Raw genomic sequence first — 17,432 nt, 5'->3', positions numbered from 1 at the left:
CTTCTCCCCTATGGGAGAAGGAACTATTCTATATAACATCCAGTATTATTAGTTCCTAAATGGAAGAAGAAAAAAAAGCAGTTTCAGAACGTAAAAAATCCTGTACTAATTGTGGTGCAGAATTAAAATATAAACCTGGAACGACTGAGATTACTTGCGAGTATTGTGGGCATCATGAAACGATTATAAATGATCAAAATGGGTTTCAGGAATTAGAGCTTAAACCCTATCTCGAAGAAATGGGTTCTCAATCCCATTCTGAAGAAATCATGATGCTGCATTGCAAAAATTGTGGCGCAAATCAACATATCGAAGAAAACTATAAATCTTTGCATTGCGTGTATTGCACCATGCCTTTGATTATAGAAGATGCATATAAAGAAGACTGGATACTACCCGGAGCAGTTCTTCCTTTTCAATTTGATCAGAAAAAATCACATCAGATATTTTCAAAATGGGTAAAAGGGCTATGGTTCGCCCCTAATAATCTCAAAAAAGCAGCATTAGATCCCCAAAATACCAAAGGCCTCTACTTACCTTACTGGACCTTTGATGCTCAACTGTATGCGAATTATACAGGACAACGTGGAGATTATTATTATGTTAGTGTTCCGTATACAACAACGGTAAATGGTAAATCTGTTACCAGAACCCGACAAGAACGTAGAACAAGATGGTCTCCCGCAAGCGGAAATGTAAGTGGTTTTGTCGATGATACTTTAATTAAAGCATCACACCAAAATAAAAATCCAGTGCCAAGAAAAATATCAAATTGGAATCTGGATGCTCTTTCACCATTTAACACCAATTTTTTGGCAGGGTTTGTTACCGAAAAATATACGATTCCATTAAAAGATGGTCACCTATCATCTACCAAAGAAGCTGAACGTATTGCAACATCATGGGCCAAACGTGATATAGGAGGAGATACTCAAAGAGTACACAATATAGATATGAGTTTAAGCGAAGAGACCTTTAAACATATTCTGCTTCCGGTATATATTAGTGCATATCGCTTTAGTGGTAAAAAGTATAATTTCTTTATCAATGGCCAAACAGGAGCTATTTCTGGAAGCAGACCTTACTCTTTCTGGAAAATATTCTTCTTTGTATTGTTCATACTTATTATTATTGCAATAATTGTCTGGTTTGCTGAGAAATAATTTTGCCCGTGAAAAGTAATTGGCAGTCACAAAATTTAATTCATAAAAAAAGATACTGGTCGAAAACCAGTATCTTTTTTTAGTATTGTTTTCTAAAATAATGCTACTGCAAAGCTCAAGCTTCTAATCCTTAGTTTTAAACCCAATAACCTCATACACTGTCTTACTCATATCGGGACATAGATTTTCTCTTATTTTAAAAGAAACTTCCTTATCCTTAGGTATTCGTTGTTTTAGGGTGTCAAAATCATTTGTTGGTGAGTTCATAAAACCAAAAGTAATTTCTTGTCCGGGAGAAATCATATTTGTAATACCAGAACCAGAATTTATAATTTGTTTTACTTTTACTGTAGTAGCCGTTTTAAAGTTCTTTTCACAGATAGATACATTCTTAGTTACACCTTGTATTACAGCAATCAAATGCACTGTATTAGGATCAATCGTATTATCCTGAAGATCACTAAACTTCGGTTTTTCTACTTTAGGTTTAGTTTTTTCGGCTTCTTTTTCCTGAGCAATACTATTTGATTTGCAAGAAAATAAACCAACTACTATTAATATATACAGTATTTTATCCATTCTATAAAAATAAAAAAAGGAGTTGAAATTTTCAACTCCTTTTAAGTTTATCATTATTGTAACTTATTTCTTAATAAGTTTTAGAGTACTTTGATTTCCATCTTCTGTAATTCTTGCAAAATATAATCCAGATCTTGCATTTGAAGCATCCCAGATTGTATTATCACTAACATTACTATTTGAATACAACTTATTACCCATAGAATCAAAGATCTCGATAGATCTAGAAGTATTTCCATTAGATTTTAATGCTGTATCTTTAAAATTAAATGAGAACATCCCATTAGATGGATTTGGTGAAGCTGTCGTGTTTTTTGACACTTCTATTACAGCCAAAGGATCTACAGAAGGTTTAGGCTCACCTGCATCACCATCATCTACCATTCCATAAATCTGGAATACCTGATCAAGAGGATCTCTACCAAATGCAACTGAAACTGGCGTCCAATCTGTCGCTCCAGTGCCAAATAAGTCTAAGTTATCTTTAAAATGTGGTTCCTGACCAATTCCTCCATTTTGTGAAGACCAGAACCATTGTTCTTGCCCAGCACCAAAAGCTAAGTTAGCATAAACCGATAACCAATAGTTACCACTTTCTAATGTTACCGTTGCTGGAAGCACTAGATTTAAGTTTGTATCTGTTGGATTAGAGATTGGAGTAATCTCTCCACTATTATAAACCTCATCACCAGGAACCCCTGCATTATCACTATATATTACAACAGTTGCATTGGTTAATGCTGGTGAATTATTAGCTCCTCCAAAAGCTACAATTCTCTCTAACGTCCATGTATTTCCTGCAGGAATAATGAAGTCATCTGCAGATTGCGCCAGACCCCCAAAATCTACAAAGAATTGAGATGCTAATGATGATGTAGCTCCTTCTATTTGCTCATAAATTGCAAGCTCGGTTACAGATACTGTGAATCCTTCTGCAACTTGCTCATCTCCAGAAGTAGCTATAAGACCAATTGTTGCCTTACCTAAGCTATCAGGTGCAAAAGAAAGAGTGACTGTATTTCCTTCTAATGTTGCTGTTACTAATTCTGGATTAGAATTCGTAAATTCTATATTTATTGCATTTCCGTTAGAGTGAACAAATAGGTCTGTTACGTCTACTTCTACATCCTCGCTATTTTCTGCTACAAGAAGATCATCTAATAGGTAAGCTACACTTAATGAAGATTCTGGTAATTCATTAAATACCGGGAACTTTGCACTATACACCCCACTACCATGTGCAGCTACAGCGATAAATCCATCTTTACGAGTTTTTACCTCATCTGTTACAGCGTTACCAATAGCAAAAGGTTCTTTGATCCAACGAGTTCTTTCTCCATTTAATCTATTTGTATAGTATAATCCAGTACTTGTTGCTGCATATACTTTTTGTAATCTAGAACCAAAGAATCCTTGGCTGCTTCCTAAGAATGCAGTACTTCTTACAGATGGTCCATTTCCTGATCCATCAGCATTTTCTTCTAAATTACCACTAATATTTGTCCAGGTATCTCCTCCATCGGTCGTTAAGAATACACTTATTACTCTATAATTAGAGAATGTAGCAATAACTCTATCAGAATTAGATGGATCTACATTGATATCGTTTACAAAACCTTCTGGCAATCCTTTTCCTGTAGAAATATCTACTACTTCCTGATCATCAAGATTAGCATTATCCATTCTATAAATACCTCCTGCATTAGTACCATAATATAGTCTATTTGCAACTGGATACTTAGAAACATCTAAAGAAGATATTGAAGTTCCTGCCGGAGTGTCTGTATTTGGAAGATCTACCCAATTTACTGTTGCGAATGCATTTGAGAAAAGAGGGATTTCATCCAGATTATTATTTCTCCAAATTCTATTACCCGCAGGTAAATACATAATGTTATCATTATTAGAATCCAGAATAAATGGTGTAATAAAAGCAAGGTTATTAGCTCCTGCAGGTCTTACTCTGGTGAATGATTGAAATTCTCCAGCTTCATCAAAATTAAATCTATATACATTTCCTCTTTGTGAAGACACATATCTTGTTCTTCCGTTATCTGCAATTGCACTATAAGCTCCGTCACCTCCAAAATCTTCTATCCATGGTTCAATAGAACTCGTAGAAGATGTAAACCAGGTACCGTTATCCTGAAAACCAGCTAGTAGATCATCACTATTTGGTTCTGGATCAAAAGATACATGATATGGCTGTGTAGTTACATATCCGTTATTTAAAGAAATCCAATCTACAGGTTCTGCTGCAGATGTAGAAGTAGTAACATCTTCGGTTACAAATACACCTCCATCATTACCAGATAACACTTTATTAGGGTTAGATGGATAAAAAAGTAGTGCATGCTGATCAGGATGTTGATCTGGATATACACTTATATTGTTTAGAGGAGAATATCCTGCAATCCAGCTTTCTTGTCCTGCTGAAGTTGTAAATCCAGTTGTAGATCTGTATATATTAGTTCCTCCTACAAACATTAGGTTAGGATCTGCCGGACTAACCTTAACGATCATATTATATCCGCCTTGAAGATTTAAGTTTCCTACTGATCCTCCAATTCCGATAGGTAGATTAGCACTTAGATCTGTCCAGGTTTCTTCTGGTGTAGCTGCAGTAGCATCGTACTTAAATAAAAATGCTGGCCCACCTGCACTTAAATTCTGAGTAAAGAAATATACAATGTTTTCATTAGAAGGGTCTATCCCCATAACGGTTCTACCATAATCTGCTGGTAAAAGCTCTGGTGATATTTCTGTCCATGTATCAACATCTCCGTTTGTAGATGTGAAATAACCATTATTAGGATTTCCTCCAGAATCAATAGTTGCATAAATCTGACCTGTAGTTGTAACTGCAACTTCTGCAGTATTATCAAAATCGCCTGCTAATACTTCTTCAAATGATTTTCCTCCATCTTTAGATTTGTGTACACCATTAAAAGTACCTACGAAAATATCTCCATTAGTTGGATTAATCACAATAGAGTTAATCAAATCAAAAGGAGAAAATGTTCTTACGTCATTATCGTTGGTAGCTTCAAGAAGTCTCCAGGTTCTTCCACCGTTGGTAGATTTATAAACTCCGGTTCCTTGAAAAAAGGCTCCTCCTGCTCCAGCAGAATTACCAAAACGTTCTCCTGATCCATAATACCATGTATTATGTTTACCAGGTCTAGGGTCTTGTACAATACAAGTAATACTTGGTGATTGTCTACGAGACGTCACCTTTCTCCAGGACTCTCCACCATTAGTAGAGCGCCATAATCCTCCCGAAACCCCTCCGGCCAGGATTACATTCTCGTTTGTACGATCAATAGCCAAGGCTCTTGTTCTTCCTCCTACATTGTAGGGGCCTCTGTTCTTCCAATACGAAAAACGACCGGCTTTTGAAGATTTTGCAGCATTGCTAATTGATTGTTTCGAATCATTTCCTTCTGAAATCTTACTAGAGAAGTTTACCTCTTTGTCTCTAATTCCGAAAGGAATTTCATTAGTGTTCGGGTCTTTGAGTCTTTCAAATTCCCACTTCATTCTTTCTAATGCTTTATCACCAACTTTTTTCACATCCGATTTAGATCCATATTTACTATCGTAAATTTTAGATTGTTTGTAAAGCGAATGACCTCCAGGCTTTCCTTGTTGATCTGCCTGTGTTTTAAGCTGTTGTGCATTTACTGAAGTAATGGTTCCCATAAGAGAAACCGCCCAAACGGAACGTTTGAGATAAAATAAAAGTGTTTTCATTTTAAGCTGATTTGTGAGTGATTTTTTCAAAACTAGCTTAAATTTTTGAATTTTTTTCTTAAATCTTCAGGAATTTTATGATTTTTTTACTTTTTCTCTAATAAAACCTCTAAACTTTCGGTAATTACATGGCATATATCTTCTGTTACAATAATTGGATCACTGATAATTGTTGTATAACCTGTTTTACTCACCATAACTACGTAATTACCAGTTCGTTCATGAGCTCCAACAAAAATATTAGTTCCCGATATATTCTCTAGGGTTTCTTTATATTCACTATCTATAGCTACTACTGTAATACCATCTACCAAAAACGTGGCATCCATAGTATCTTTAATTGTTACTTCTAAACCTGGTCTAGCCTCTAGGGTACATAAAACAGGATCTTCTGTCCTATCATCATCATTACAAGCTACACAGAGTATTAATAAAAGTAAAAAAACTTTTTTCATTTATTTTAACTTTATAAGTTATTACTTGTACATAAGATGCTTTTAAAAAGCTATGGTTGCGTTTTTTTAACATTCTCTATACAGTATTTATTACATATATAAACCTTAAAAGTTACACATTAGTACAACATTTAATAAAAAATGCATCCCATGTGGGATGCATTTTTTATTATTTATCACAAAATTATCTGGCTATAAATCGAATTTAATTCCTTGAGCCAATGGTAATTCTGTAGTATAATTTATTGTATTGGTTTGACGTCGCATGTAAACTTTCCAAGCATCTGATCCTGATTCACGACCACCACCAGTTTCTTTTTCACCACCAAAAGCACCACCAATCTCGGCACCAGAGGTTCCTATATTTACATTAGCAATCCCACAATCTGATCCTGCATGTGATAGAAAACGTTCTGCTTCGCGTAAATTATTTGTCATAATAGCAGAGGATAATCCTTGTGCTACTCCATTTTGAGTTTCGATAGCATTTTCTACATCACCACTATACTTTAATAGGTATAATACTGGTGCAAATGTTTCGTGTTGTACAATTTCAAACGAATTATCAGCTTCTGCGATAGCAGGTTTTACATAACATCCACTTTCATAACCTTCTCCAGAAAGCACAGCTCCATCTACCACAATATTTCCTCCTTCTTCTACTACTTTCTGTAATGCATTTTGGTAACCTTTCACTGCATCAGTATCTATTAATGGTCCCACATGATTATTTTCATCCAGAGGATTACCGATTCTCAACTGTCCATAAGCGGCTACTACTGCATTTTTTACTTTATCATAAATAGATTCATGTATAATCAATCGGCGTGTCGAGGTACAACGTTGACCTGCAGTTCCTACTGCACCAAACACAGCTCCAATCACAGTCATTTTAATATCTGCATCAGGTGTAACAATAATTGCATTGTTTCCTCCTAGTTCTAAAAGTGATTTTCCTAAACGCTCTCCCACGGTTGCTCCTACAATTTTACCCATTCTGGTAGATCCTGTAGCAGAAATTAAAGGAACTCTTTTATCTGTTGTCATCATCTCTCCCACCTTATAATCTCCATTAATCAAGCAAGAAATTCCTTCTGGTAGACTATTATCTTTTAAAACTTTGGCAATAATATTTTGACATGCTATTCCGCAAAGTGGTGTTTTTTCACTAGGTTTCCATACACATACGTCTCCAGAAATCCATGCTAATGCAGTGTTCCAGGCCCATACTGCTACCGGAAAATTAAATGCAGAGATAATTCCCACAATCCCTAGTGGATGATACTGCTCATACATTCTATGACCAGGACGCTCAGAATGCATTGTTAAACCGTGCAATTGTCGAGATAATCCTACGGCAAAATCACAGATATCGATCATCTCCTGTACTTCACCTAAACCTTCTTGATAGGATTTTCCCATTTCATAAGAAACCAATTTCCCCAGAGGTTCTTTTAATTCTCGTAATGCTTCTCCGAACTGTCTTACAATTTCTCCACGTAGCGGAGCTGGCATTATTTTCCAGGTTTTGAATGCCTCAGTTGCAGTTTGTATTACTTTCTCATAATCTTCTGGCGTTGTGACTTCTACTTTACCTATCAATTCTCCATCTACAGGTGAATATGATGAAATCGTTTCTTTTGAAGAGAGCCAATTTGCTCCAGTTGAAGTTCCTTTATTGTGTTCAGAAACACCTAGTTGCTGTAGTGCTTCCTGAATTCCGAAATCTAATATTGCTGTTGCCATGTATAAGTTACTTTTTGAAAAGGTAAAGATACTGTGTTTTGGAGATAAATTAAATTTTGGCACAATCTAGCGTTAATTTTGAATGATTTTTCAAAAAATCAATTTCAAAAAAATCAATTTTACTACAAACTGAAGTTTAACAAACTAAATTGACTCACTCCTTTCAGTATACAATCCATTTTTCTGTTATGTTTTAAGAGTTATAAAAGTACTGAAATCTTTAAAATTCTGTATATAAACTAAAGGTTTCTTCATTCAAAAAGATTAATTCAAATAATGTTTATATATAAATTAACAACCATTTTCTTATTCAGGAATTTTTATTACTAAAAAAAGAAATCGCTCAAACAAGATTTCCCTTGTAGAGCGATTCCCAACTAAATAACCAACCAAAAAGTTAATATTGTTTAAGTGCTACCTTACTTTTATTTTGAAAGCTTCATAAAATCAGCTTTTTTTATTCTTTTCTTTTCATTCTGAGTTGGTTTTCCTTTCCCAGAACTCTTAAATTGTATATGTCCTCTACCTACGAATTGGTACACCGTTTCAGAGGTTGGGTGAAACAATTCTATTTTACTATCATTTATAACGGACAACTCAAAGAATTCATTGCCCAGATAATCGTAATCAAGTGTTAAAGTTTTCCTATCAAAAATGTTAACGATATCATTAACCTCATAATGACCCGTATAATCATAAAAGATATCATCAATATGAATTCCATTTTCATCCTGAGAACTTTTAAAATTTTCTCCAGATCCGAAATATGAGAATTTCAAATAGTTTTCATTATCAAATTCATTCAATACTCCAAACTCACTAGTAAAGACTTTTTCCCAAGTTTCATACTCTTGCAAGAAATAATGAATATTATCATAGAATACCTGATCATAATCAAAATTATTACGTTGGTATCCAATCAAGAAATAGCTAGTATTTGTTACCTCATCGTATACTTCTATCTGATTATCTGATAATTGAGTAATTACTAATTTATATGCACCGTCGATATCATGGCTGATATCCAAATCCATTCTAAAAGTATCATAGAAACCAACATCTAATCCATATCCATTTCCATTGCTTCCCATACCTACTAGATTATTATTGGCATAAAACGTTCCGTTTCGGAAAGAAACTGTAAACGCTTTTTGTAAAAACGGAATCTCACCATTACCCTTTGTGCGTTCGATATCTACATACCAGATCTCATAGGTATTTAATAATTCGTTTAAAGTAATTCTTGGTTCTTCTACATAAACATCTTCTTCGATAACAACCTCTGCTACACAAGAAGTTAATAGTATTGAACTTAAAAAAATAACCGAAAGTAATTTTAGCGTTTTCATATGCTGTGTGTTTTCAATTTCATTAATTGAGAACCAAAACACGTGCCAAAATCATAATAAACTGATTATCAAGTCTTTATTTTGAATTGTATTTTTCCTATTTTTGAACCCACAATATTATTTATGGAAAAAAATCTAAAATTTGCAGTACTGGGAGGTGGTAGTTGGGCAACTGCCATTGTAAAAATGCTTACCGAAAATCTAAATGAAGTCGGATGGTATATGCGAAGTACTTATGCTTTAGAGCATCTTAAAAAACAACAACATAATCCTAATTATTTAAGTTCGGTCGAATTTAAAGTTGAACAACTTAAACTTACCAATGATATCAATGAAGCTGTTGCGTATGCAGACTATCTTATTTTTGCTATTCCTTCTGCTTTTCTACATAGTGAACTCAATAAACTTACTACATCTTTAAAAGGCAAGATTATTTTTTCGGCCATAAAAGGTATTGTTCCAGAAACTGGGCTAATTGTAGGAGAACATTTTCATGATGAGTATAATATCCCTTTTAATAATATTGGGGTGATTACCGGGCCATGTCATGCAGAAGAGGTTGCACTAGAACGACTATCCTATCTTACTATAGCTTCTAATGATGAAGAAAAAGCCAAAATAATGGCTAATCATTTAAGTAGCGATTATATTAAATGCAAAACCAGTGATGACATTATCGGTACCGAATATGCTGCAGTGCTCAAGAATATCTATTCTGTAGCTGCAGGTATTGCGCATGGCCTTGGGTATGGTGATAATTTTCAGAGTGTTCTTATGAGTAATGCAATTCGTGAAATGAAACGTTTTATTAAAAAAGTACATAAAATGAAACGTAACATTAACGATTCTGCCTATTTGGGTGATTTATTGGTGACCGGATATTCTATTTTCTCTCGTAATCGAATGTTTGGTAATATGATCGGTAAGGGATACACAGTAAAAAGTGCCCAGATGGAAATGAGTATGATTGCCGAAGGATATTATGCCGCAAAGACTGCATATGAACTCGATGCTACAAAAGCTGCTCGAACACCTATCATTGATGCAGTACATGCTGTATTGTATGAAAATAAAAATCCAAAAAAAGTATTTAAGAAACTAACAGATAAGCTAGATTAATTATTCTTATCTTCATGCCTCTGATTTTTTACTATACATCTTATGAAGAAGCTTATCGAAACGTTTTATACCGGATTAAGCAATCTCGATGCTGAAACCATGATATCATGTTATCATGATGATGTGGTTTTTGAAGATCCCGGTTTTGGAAAACTAAAAGGTAATCGTGCAAAAGGTATGTGGCGTATGCTATGTAAAAACGCAAGAAATTTTAAGGTCGAATTTTCACAAGTCGAAGCTAATGATCAAAAGGGATCAGCTCATTGGGAAGCATGGTATTCTTTTAGTAAAACAGGAAGATCTGTCCACAATAAGATCGATGCTCAATTCGAATTTAAAGATGGTAAAATCATAAAACACACAGATGATTTTAACCTACATCGATGGGCTTCTCAAGCTATCGGATGGAAAGGCGCTTTGCTTGGTGGAACTGGTTTTTTTAAGAAAAAACTAATCCTGCAAACCAATAAAATGCTCGATAAATTTATGGCCTCTTGATTTTGATACCTTAACCTAATATGAATACATTACAAATCACACAACCCATTGTATCAGTAGACTGGCTTTCTAAGTATTTAGATCATCCTGATTTGGTGATTCTGGATGCTACAATTAAAAAAGTAACTTCTCAAGACAAGCCAAAAAACTCGAATCTAAAGATCAAAGGAGCTCGTTTTTTTGATATTAAAAATGTTTTTTCTGATGCAACCACCGATATTCCTAATATGCTTCCTTCTCCAGAAGCTTTCTCAGAAGCTTGCGAAGCACTTGGCATTAGTTCTCATCATACCATAGTAATCTATGATACATTAGGGATCTACTCTAGCCCAAGAGTACGATGGATGTTTAAAACCATGGGGCACCAAAACGTTGCCATATTAGATGGTGGTTTCCCTGCCTGGCAAAAAGCTGAGCAACCTTGCGAAACTGAGGATACCAGTCGACAAGAATACAGCCGTGGAAATTTTGAAGCCAATCATACTCCCAAATTGGTTACCAATGCCAAAATGATACTCTCAGAAATGAATTCTGAAAATTCTCTAATACTGGATGCCCGTTCCCCAGGTAGGTTTACTGCATCAGAGCCCGAACCCAGAGAAAGCCTTAAAGGAGGCCATATTCCAAATTCAATGAATTTGCATTATACAAAAGTACTGGATGATGGTAAAATGCGATCTACGACAGAATTGCAAAAAATTCTACAGTATTTTAATATTGAAGACAAAAAACTGATCTTTACATGTGGATCCGGTATTACTGCATGTATTATTATGCTTGCCGCAGAGCTGGCAGGATATCATAATGTATCTATATATGATGGATCATGGAGTGAATGGGGGCAGTTGGATGGAGTTCCTATTCAATGTTAAATACAAATTAAAATATCTGCTTAATTATATTATATGAATTGTTTTTTTCGATTGATTTTTTGCATTGTCTTGTTATCGGCTAATGGCTACGCTCAAAAAGCACCAAAATTTAGCTTACAAGATTTTTATACCTATACTTCTGAATTAGAATATACAGTAGATTCTATTTTTAATACATTAAGTGATCGACAAAAGGTCGCTCAAATGATCATCACTTCTGGTGGAGAAATAGGTAAGCCTGCAGCTACAGTTCAAAAATTAGCCATGCAAAATGCTATTGGAGGTGTCGTTTATCTAAAAGGACATAAGCAAAAACATACCGAAGATATCAACGCACTTAATGCCATTACTACAAAAAATAAGACCGTCCCGCTTTTGTTTAGTATGGATGCCGAGCCTAGTTTATTCTCTAGTAGAATTAAAGGAGCCCGTAAAGTAGGTAAAACTATTGATATCAAAAATGAGGCGCAATCAGACTCTGTAGTCAATATTATCAACCAGGAACTTAGAGATATTGGTGTACACCATAACTATGCTCCTGTACTCGATGTAAGTTCTAGCAATGAAGCTATTAAATCCAGAAGTTACGGAAACAATAAAGAAGATGTAGTTCGCCTCGCGAATCAGTTTATAAAATGTTCTCAAGAAAGCGGGATCATAGCAACAGCAAAACATTTTCCCGGTCATGGTCTTGTAAAAGGAGATACCCACAAACAAAGTGTATACATAGATGGTCCTTTACAGGAAGTAGATAATTATAAAAAAATTATCGAAGATGGTGTGCTCTCTATCATGGTTGCCCACATCACTATTAAAAACAATGAAGAGTATAACACCGATGGGCTACCCTCTAGTTGTTCTCCAAAAATTGTTACTGGGTTATTAAAAGAAAAAATGAGGTTTAGAGGTATTATTATATCTGATGCACTTAATATCATGAAAGCGGTTACGATATTAGACAATGCCCCCCTACTGGCTTCTAAAGCTGGTTGTGACCTGATCCTAATGCCACAAAACGAAATAAAAACAATAAATGCTATCCTGGCCGAAATGAAAATCGATGCAGGCTATAAAAAACAGGTAATGCAATCGGTAAAGAAAATCTTACGATTAAAAGTATGTGCCGGGGTCATTAAATAAATGTCAATCAAGGAACTATTAAATACGACTGAGCACCGGCCCTGGAAAATCCCTGATAAAAATTGGAAATTCTACCAGGAATGGAATAATGCAATATTTATTCATTGGCAAGTCGAATTATCAGAATTACAAAAATTTGTTCCAAAAGAACTTGAAATTGATCTTTTTGAAGGAAAACCCTGGATTTCTTTGGTCGCTTTTACCATGGAAAAAATTCGGCCTAAAAACCTACCGGCATTTCCTCCAATCTCTACTTTTGATGAAATTAATATCAGAACTTATGTCAAGTCTAATACAAAAACAGGAGTCTATTTTCTAAGTATAGAAGGAGGAACAAATTTATCCTGTAAAATAGCTAAGAAAATTTCTGAATTGCCATATCGGTATTCAAAAATAAAACGAAGCGAAAATCGATATCTATCCATAAATTCAGAGTTTAAAGATGAATTAGACATCCCATTTTCTATTGGAGAAGAAATTACAGATAAAAGCGTTCTCGATAAATGGCTTACAGAAAGGTATGCTTTGTTTCAAGATACAGAGAAGTCAATTAATGAATTTGAGATTCATCACCTGGAGTGGCCAATACAAAAAATTGAGGTTACTAACCTAAAGGTAAACTACGCAAGATTTGATAAGTTAATCAAGGATGAGCCTGATAAAATTCAATATTCAAAAGGAGTAGACGTAATTGCCTGGGGGAAGAACAAAAAAGAAAGAATTAGATTATCATAAATACTAGTTTTTATACACTATTACTATGAGAACCATTTTACTGTTTATAGGAATACTTGCCATTCCTTTCATAGGAATTTTTCAGAATACAGAGGAGTTAATCCAAAAAATCAGGACAGAATTTCGACGTATTAATTCAAATCATCAACTCAAAAAGATTGACTTATATAATGAGGAGTTCATGGAGTATACAACAGATGGTGGTGGTCAGCTTACCGGGTATTTTGAAAATGGCAAACTGGTAAAATATGTTGAATGGATTGGGGTTTCTTATGGGTCTATTGTAATAGAATATTACCTAAAGAAAGGCAAACTGTTTTTTGCTTATGAACAAGAAAATAAGTTTAAAAGTGTTTATGATTCATCTGGTGAATGGATGTATTTTGATACCTCTTTGCCACCAGAAACCATATTCGAAGGTCGCTACTATTTTAATAACTCTAAACTCATTAGAGAACTTAACAAAGGAGATCGTATATCTGACAGAGTTTTTGAGCCATCAAAAATTTTAAAACGTGTATATCTAATGACTGATATATTAAGAAAAAAAAGATAAAAACATAGCATTCTATCACAATAGTGTTCCTCTAAATTATCTGTTGTATAATTTGTAGCCCCTTTAGTATTGTATTCATCTAAAATAGATTTAATCTCTTCTGATACGGTTATAAATTGGAACAAATTAGATCCAATTATTTTTAAGGTAAAACCAGAAGGGTTTACACAAAAAACCCTAAATTTAAAGTATCGAAGTAAGCAAGGTAAAAGTAACAACCTTGTGAAACTTAACAATTATCAATATTAACCAACAGAAAATTATGAAAACACTCACACAAAGAACCTTATTGTTACTCACACCGTAAGTATACAATTCTCAATTTCGCGATAACGAATTCTAATCGACATCAAAGCTATTTTACGATTCTTAAGTCTTATTAGCTCTGTACTCCAAAAGCTCAAATACCCTATTAAACAAGAGGAAATATATTGATGCTATAACAAGTGGTGGTACACAACATATATTACTAAAGAGAACTTGAATTTCTTTAACCAAGTTTAAGGAACAAAATAGACTTCGCAACAACAAAAATACTTCACTATCACCAAAAGCTATTAATCACAAGGAGAAAAATGTGACCCGAACACTCCATAACAAAGTAAGGCAAAAACTAAAACTCACACAAAATGAAAAAACTATTTATTTTAAGTCTGTTGTTCACTATCCTCGTCGGATGCTCTGAAGAGGATTATCTGGTAGAAAACGAAAGTTTATCACAAAGCGATTCTGTACTCAAAACCTTGAAGAGTTGGGGGTTTTCTGATGATCTAATCGAAGACAAAGGAACCTATTATTTGGTAGATGGAGATATGGTTTTTTATAAAAACAAAAAATACCATGCTCCTAAAAAATCCAACACTAAACAAAGAGAACATCCCAATTCTGTGACGATTAACAATATCAATGTGTTTATAAATCCCAATATGAACTTAAATTGGAGAAATGCTTCTATAGACGCAATTGGCCGTTGGAACGCTGCTAGCTCAGGGTTGTTTCTCAATATAACTGCTACGGCAGCCAATGCGCACATCCAGATTATGTATGACTCACAAGATCCCAGTATGAATTTAGCTTCCAATGTTTTTGGAAGAGGAACATTTCCTACAACCAACGGTTTGCCTGGGGTAAGAATCTGGGTAAATCCAGATTTTAATGCATGTAGCGGGGCTATCACACAGAATATGAGAATTTCTAATGTACAACATGAACTGGGTCATAATCTAGGCATCATGCACACCAATCAAACTTCTGCAAGCCTGATTCCCGGTACACCAAGTTCAGATGCTCAATCTGTAATGAACGGTGGTCAAGCATGCTCAATTGACAACTTTAGTGCTGGGGATTTTTTAGCAATAAGGCACTTATTTCCTCCGCTCACCATGGCCGGATCATCGCTAATATGTAATACTTCCACGGTGACTTATAATGCGAGTATTTCGACTATTCCCATAAACTGGACAACCTCTTCGAATCTTCAAATCGTATCCTCTACAAATACCAGTATTACGGTAAGACCTGCAAATAGTGCATATAATGGATCAGGATTTATTCAAGCTACTTTACCATCACATACGGTACGTAGAAATATTTGGATAGGAGAAGCTGTCGTAGATATGATCGAATTCGAAAATGGTATAAATGAGATCGGTTATTTTTGTTCTAGTCACACAGGGAATACCTATAGCATAACTCCAAGATTATCGGGTACAACACATCAAATAAGGCTACGTAGATATCCTAATCTATCTATTGTATATAGCCCATCGACTAATTACTCGGGAGATTCTGGAACCTTACACTATACCCCAACTCCTGGTTGGTATCTTTTTGAGGTAAAAAGAACCAACTCTTGTGGTATCACAGAATGGTTTGGCACCGAAGTTGAATTTGTAGATTGCTCAAATGGCGGCGGTGGCGGTGAGGAATTTTAATTTCTCAATATGCCTAACTCATTTATAGAAACCATAACTATTGTAAAACTCGTTGTGCATTTTAAAACTAATACTATAAAAAAGCGTCAATTCGAGTGATTTTTCATAGTGAAACGAAGAAAAATTGTATCGAGAATAGCTTTTTTAAATAAAAATTCCCCGGAGGTATGACATTGCTTCCAGGGAATTAATTTAATCACCTGTTGTTGTTTTACAGAAAGATTCTTGACAGCATAAATAGCAGCATCAAAACTGATTGTTTTCTTCAATTGTATAGCTTTCTAAATTGAGTTTTTGCAGATTTTTGTATTGCATTCCTAATCAAAAAGAAGTTTAAAGATTTCTTTTATTTACTCTTACTCTCCAATCTTGGTTTAATGAAATATTTATAGATATAGAAAATATCAAATAGGAGTAAAGCAATGAGAAATATCCCTTCTTCCTTACCAATACAAGGAGGGCAATAATCGTCACCTCTACATTGACCACAGCTAGGAGCTAAAACATACGCAATAAAAAGGCCAATGAAATTAGTAATTATAAAAATTAGTATTTTTCTCATAATCTAAATTTTATCAATTCCCTCCAATTGATGATCTAAATTTTATCAATTCCCTACAGAACTAAAAACATAATCTTGGATTTAAAACAATTTTATTTACAACAAGATTATTAATAATTTACGATATCAAAAAACAGCCACATTATAAGTGGCTGTTTTCATATTTTGGTATGTTTCACGGATTACAAATCCGCGCCATCGGCTTTAGTATAATTTATTTCTTACTCATATGCAGCACAGAAAACATTTCTGCGCTATCATATCCGAGCGATCGGGATTGGTTACAGTTTTTACAATTCATAATTGCAAATATAACCAAGCACCAATTTGACCCACGTAGCAATATAAAACCCATATTTATTAGGTTCTAAACAATCTTAAGTAGTCTAAACAACATAAACAAGCCTCTTTATTGAGGCTTGTTTATTGTATAAAATACTGATAATCAATTCTAAAAATATAATTTTTTTCAAAAGCACCAGTTTGACCCATTGTCTTGTCCTGAAATAGGTTTACACAAAAGTGTAAAAAAATGGAAAGATATTGCAAAACTTCATCATCAAAATGGCAATCTAGATACAGTGAAGAATTTAAACGATTTGTCTGTAATGAATTTTTGACTGGCACTGTAACAAGAAGAGAGGTTGAAGATAAATATCATATAGGACATTCTCGAATTACCTATTGGTTAAAAGAATTAGGATATGATTATTCAAAACCAAGTATTGTACCTTTACCTATAATGGCAGATCAATCAGAACCATCATCAAACAACAAAGAAGCATCTTTATCACAGTTAAAGAAAGAACTTCAAGAAGCTCGATTACTGGCAGAAGCCTATCGTAAGATGATTGAAGTAGCCGAACATGAATTTAAAATCAAGATTGTAAAAAAGTCCAATACCAAGTAATCCAAGAGATGAAAACCCTTTATCCAAAGGTTAGTTTAGGCAGATTCTGCCGATTACTTGG

Annotated in this window: 14 protein-coding genes; 9 read left to right on the top strand and 5 right to left on the bottom strand. The window is 34.4% G+C overall.

What is annotated here, in order from left to right:
* Positions 1-59: 59 nt before the first annotated feature.
* Complete coding sequence (locus DG435_RS13275; protein WP_106791650.1) at positions 60-1,163, top strand: DNA helicase PriA; 1,104 nt, start codon at positions 60-62, stop codon at positions 1,161-1,163.
* A 123-nt stretch (positions 1,164-1,286) separates the two neighbouring features.
* On the opposite strand, the gene DG435_RS13270 is transcribed toward DG435_RS13275, so the two are convergent.
* From DG435_RS13270 to DG435_RS13250, 5 genes are all read right to left on the bottom strand, one after another.
* Positions 1,287-1,742 carry a hypothetical protein gene (locus DG435_RS13270; protein WP_106791651.1) on the bottom strand — a complete coding sequence of 152 codons (456 nt, stop codon included), beginning with the start codon at positions 1,740-1,742 and terminating at the stop codon, positions 1,287-1,289.
* A gap of 63 nt (positions 1,743-1,805) precedes the next feature.
* On the bottom strand, positions 1,806-5,495 hold the full coding sequence (locus DG435_RS13265; protein WP_106791652.1) for a T9SS type A sorting domain-containing protein: 3,690 nt from the start codon (positions 5,493-5,495) through the stop codon (positions 1,806-1,808).
* A gap of 86 nt (positions 5,496-5,581) precedes the next feature.
* The gene (locus DG435_RS13260; RefSeq protein WP_106791653.1) at positions 5,582-5,950 is read right to left on the bottom strand and encodes a hypothetical protein; all 369 of its coding nucleotides are present in this window, start codon (positions 5,948-5,950) and stop codon (positions 5,582-5,584) included.
* 192 nt (positions 5,951-6,142) lie between these two features.
* Positions 6,143-7,696, bottom strand: a complete 1,554-nt coding sequence (locus DG435_RS13255) for an aldehyde dehydrogenase family protein (protein WP_106791654.1) — start codon at positions 7,694-7,696, stop codon at positions 6,143-6,145.
* 425 nt (positions 7,697-8,121) lie between these two features.
* A complete protein-coding gene (locus DG435_RS13250; protein WP_106791655.1) occupies positions 8,122-9,045 on the bottom strand; it encodes a nicotinic acid mononucleotide adenyltransferase in 924 nt (307 codons plus the stop codon).
* Between the two features lie 123 nt (positions 9,046-9,168).
* On the opposite strand from DG435_RS13250, the gene DG435_RS13245 reads away from it, so the two are divergent.
* The 8 genes from DG435_RS13245 to DG435_RS13200 all read left to right on the top strand — a co-directional run bounded on the left by DG435_RS13245 (position 9,169) and on the right by DG435_RS13200 (position 17,371).
* On the top strand, positions 9,169-10,164 hold the full coding sequence (locus DG435_RS13245) for an NAD(P)H-dependent glycerol-3-phosphate dehydrogenase (RefSeq protein ID WP_106791656.1): 996 nt from the start codon (positions 9,169-9,171) through the stop codon (positions 10,162-10,164).
* Between the two features lie 42 nt (positions 10,165-10,206).
* On the top strand, positions 10,207-10,662 hold the full coding sequence (locus tag DG435_RS13240) for a nuclear transport factor 2 family protein (protein WP_024769749.1): 456 nt from the start codon (positions 10,207-10,209) through the stop codon (positions 10,660-10,662).
* Between the two features lie 20 nt (positions 10,663-10,682).
* The gene (locus tag DG435_RS13235; protein ID WP_234387054.1) at positions 10,683-11,534 is read left to right on the top strand and encodes a sulfurtransferase; all 852 of its coding nucleotides are present in this window, start codon (positions 10,683-10,685) and stop codon (positions 11,532-11,534) included.
* A 33-nt stretch (positions 11,535-11,567) separates the two neighbouring features.
* The gene (locus DG435_RS13230; protein WP_106791657.1) at positions 11,568-12,674 is read left to right on the top strand and encodes a glycoside hydrolase family 3 N-terminal domain-containing protein; all 1,107 of its coding nucleotides are present in this window, start codon (positions 11,568-11,570) and stop codon (positions 12,672-12,674) included.
* Entirely contained in the window at positions 12,675-13,409 is a 735-nt protein-coding gene (locus DG435_RS13225) for a YqjF family protein (protein ID WP_106791658.1), read from the top strand. It begins immediately after the preceding gene.
* Between the two features lie 25 nt (positions 13,410-13,434).
* Positions 13,435-13,965 (top strand): hypothetical protein, encoded by a 531-nt coding sequence (locus tag DG435_RS13220; RefSeq protein WP_106791659.1) that lies wholly within the window; start codon positions 13,435-13,437, stop codon positions 13,963-13,965.
* 629 nt (positions 13,966-14,594) lie between these two features.
* Entirely contained in the window at positions 14,595-15,899 is a 1,305-nt protein-coding gene (locus DG435_RS13210; protein WP_106791661.1) for a hypothetical protein, read from the top strand.
* Between the two features lie 1,094 nt (positions 15,900-16,993).
* Positions 16,994-17,371 carry a hypothetical protein gene (locus DG435_RS13200; protein WP_106791664.1) on the top strand — a complete coding sequence of 126 codons (378 nt, stop codon included), beginning with the start codon at positions 16,994-16,996 and terminating at the stop codon, positions 17,369-17,371.
* Positions 17,372-17,432: the final 61 nt, after the last annotated feature.

It is taken from the genome of Aquimarina sp. Aq78, assembly GCF_900299525.1.
Classification (GTDB): domain Bacteria; phylum Bacteroidota; class Bacteroidia; order Flavobacteriales; family Flavobacteriaceae; genus Aquimarina.
Note: the sequence above shows the minus strand (reverse complement) of the source record. Positions and strands in the feature narration are given on the sequence as shown.

What these genes read in the sequence shown, in the direction of transcription:
- DG435_RS13275 (WP_106791650.1), top strand. Translation starts at nt 60, where the DNA reads ATGGAAGAAGAAAAAAAAGCAGTTTCAGAACGTAAAAAATCCTGTACT.
- DG435_RS13270 (WP_106791651.1), bottom strand. Translation starts at nt 1,742, where the DNA reads ATGGATAAAATACTGTATATATTAATAGTAGTTGGTTTATTTTCTTGC.
- DG435_RS13265 (WP_106791652.1), bottom strand. Translation starts at nt 5,495, where the DNA reads ATGAAAACACTTTTATTTTATCTCAAACGTTCCGTTTGGGCGGTTTCT.
- DG435_RS13260 (WP_106791653.1), bottom strand. Translation starts at nt 5,950, where the DNA reads ATGAAAAAAGTTTTTTTACTTTTATTAATACTCTGTGTAGCTTGTAAT.
- DG435_RS13255 (WP_106791654.1), bottom strand. Translation starts at nt 7,696, where the DNA reads ATGGCAACAGCAATATTAGATTTCGGAATTCAGGAAGCACTACAGCAA.
- DG435_RS13250 (WP_106791655.1), bottom strand. Translation starts at nt 9,045, where the DNA reads ATGAAAACGCTAAAATTACTTTCGGTTATTTTTTTAAGTTCAATACTA.
- DG435_RS13245 (WP_106791656.1), top strand. Translation starts at nt 9,169, where the DNA reads ATGGAAAAAAATCTAAAATTTGCAGTACTGGGAGGTGGTAGTTGGGCA.
- DG435_RS13240 (WP_024769749.1), top strand. Translation starts at nt 10,207, where the DNA reads ATGAAGAAGCTTATCGAAACGTTTTATACCGGATTAAGCAATCTCGAT.
- DG435_RS13235 (WP_234387054.1), top strand. Translation starts at nt 10,683, where the DNA reads ATGAATACATTACAAATCACACAACCCATTGTATCAGTAGACTGGCTT.
- DG435_RS13230 (WP_106791657.1), top strand. Translation starts at nt 11,568, where the DNA reads ATGAATTGTTTTTTTCGATTGATTTTTTGCATTGTCTTGTTATCGGCT.
- DG435_RS13225 (WP_106791658.1), top strand. Translation starts at nt 12,675, where the DNA reads ATGTCAATCAAGGAACTATTAAATACGACTGAGCACCGGCCCTGGAAA.
- DG435_RS13220 (WP_106791659.1), top strand. Translation starts at nt 13,435, where the DNA reads ATGAGAACCATTTTACTGTTTATAGGAATACTTGCCATTCCTTTCATA.
- DG435_RS13210 (WP_106791661.1), top strand. Translation starts at nt 14,595, where the DNA reads ATGAAAAAACTATTTATTTTAAGTCTGTTGTTCACTATCCTCGTCGGA.
- DG435_RS13200 (WP_106791664.1), top strand. Translation starts at nt 16,994, where the DNA reads ATGGAAAGATATTGCAAAACTTCATCATCAAAATGGCAATCTAGATAC.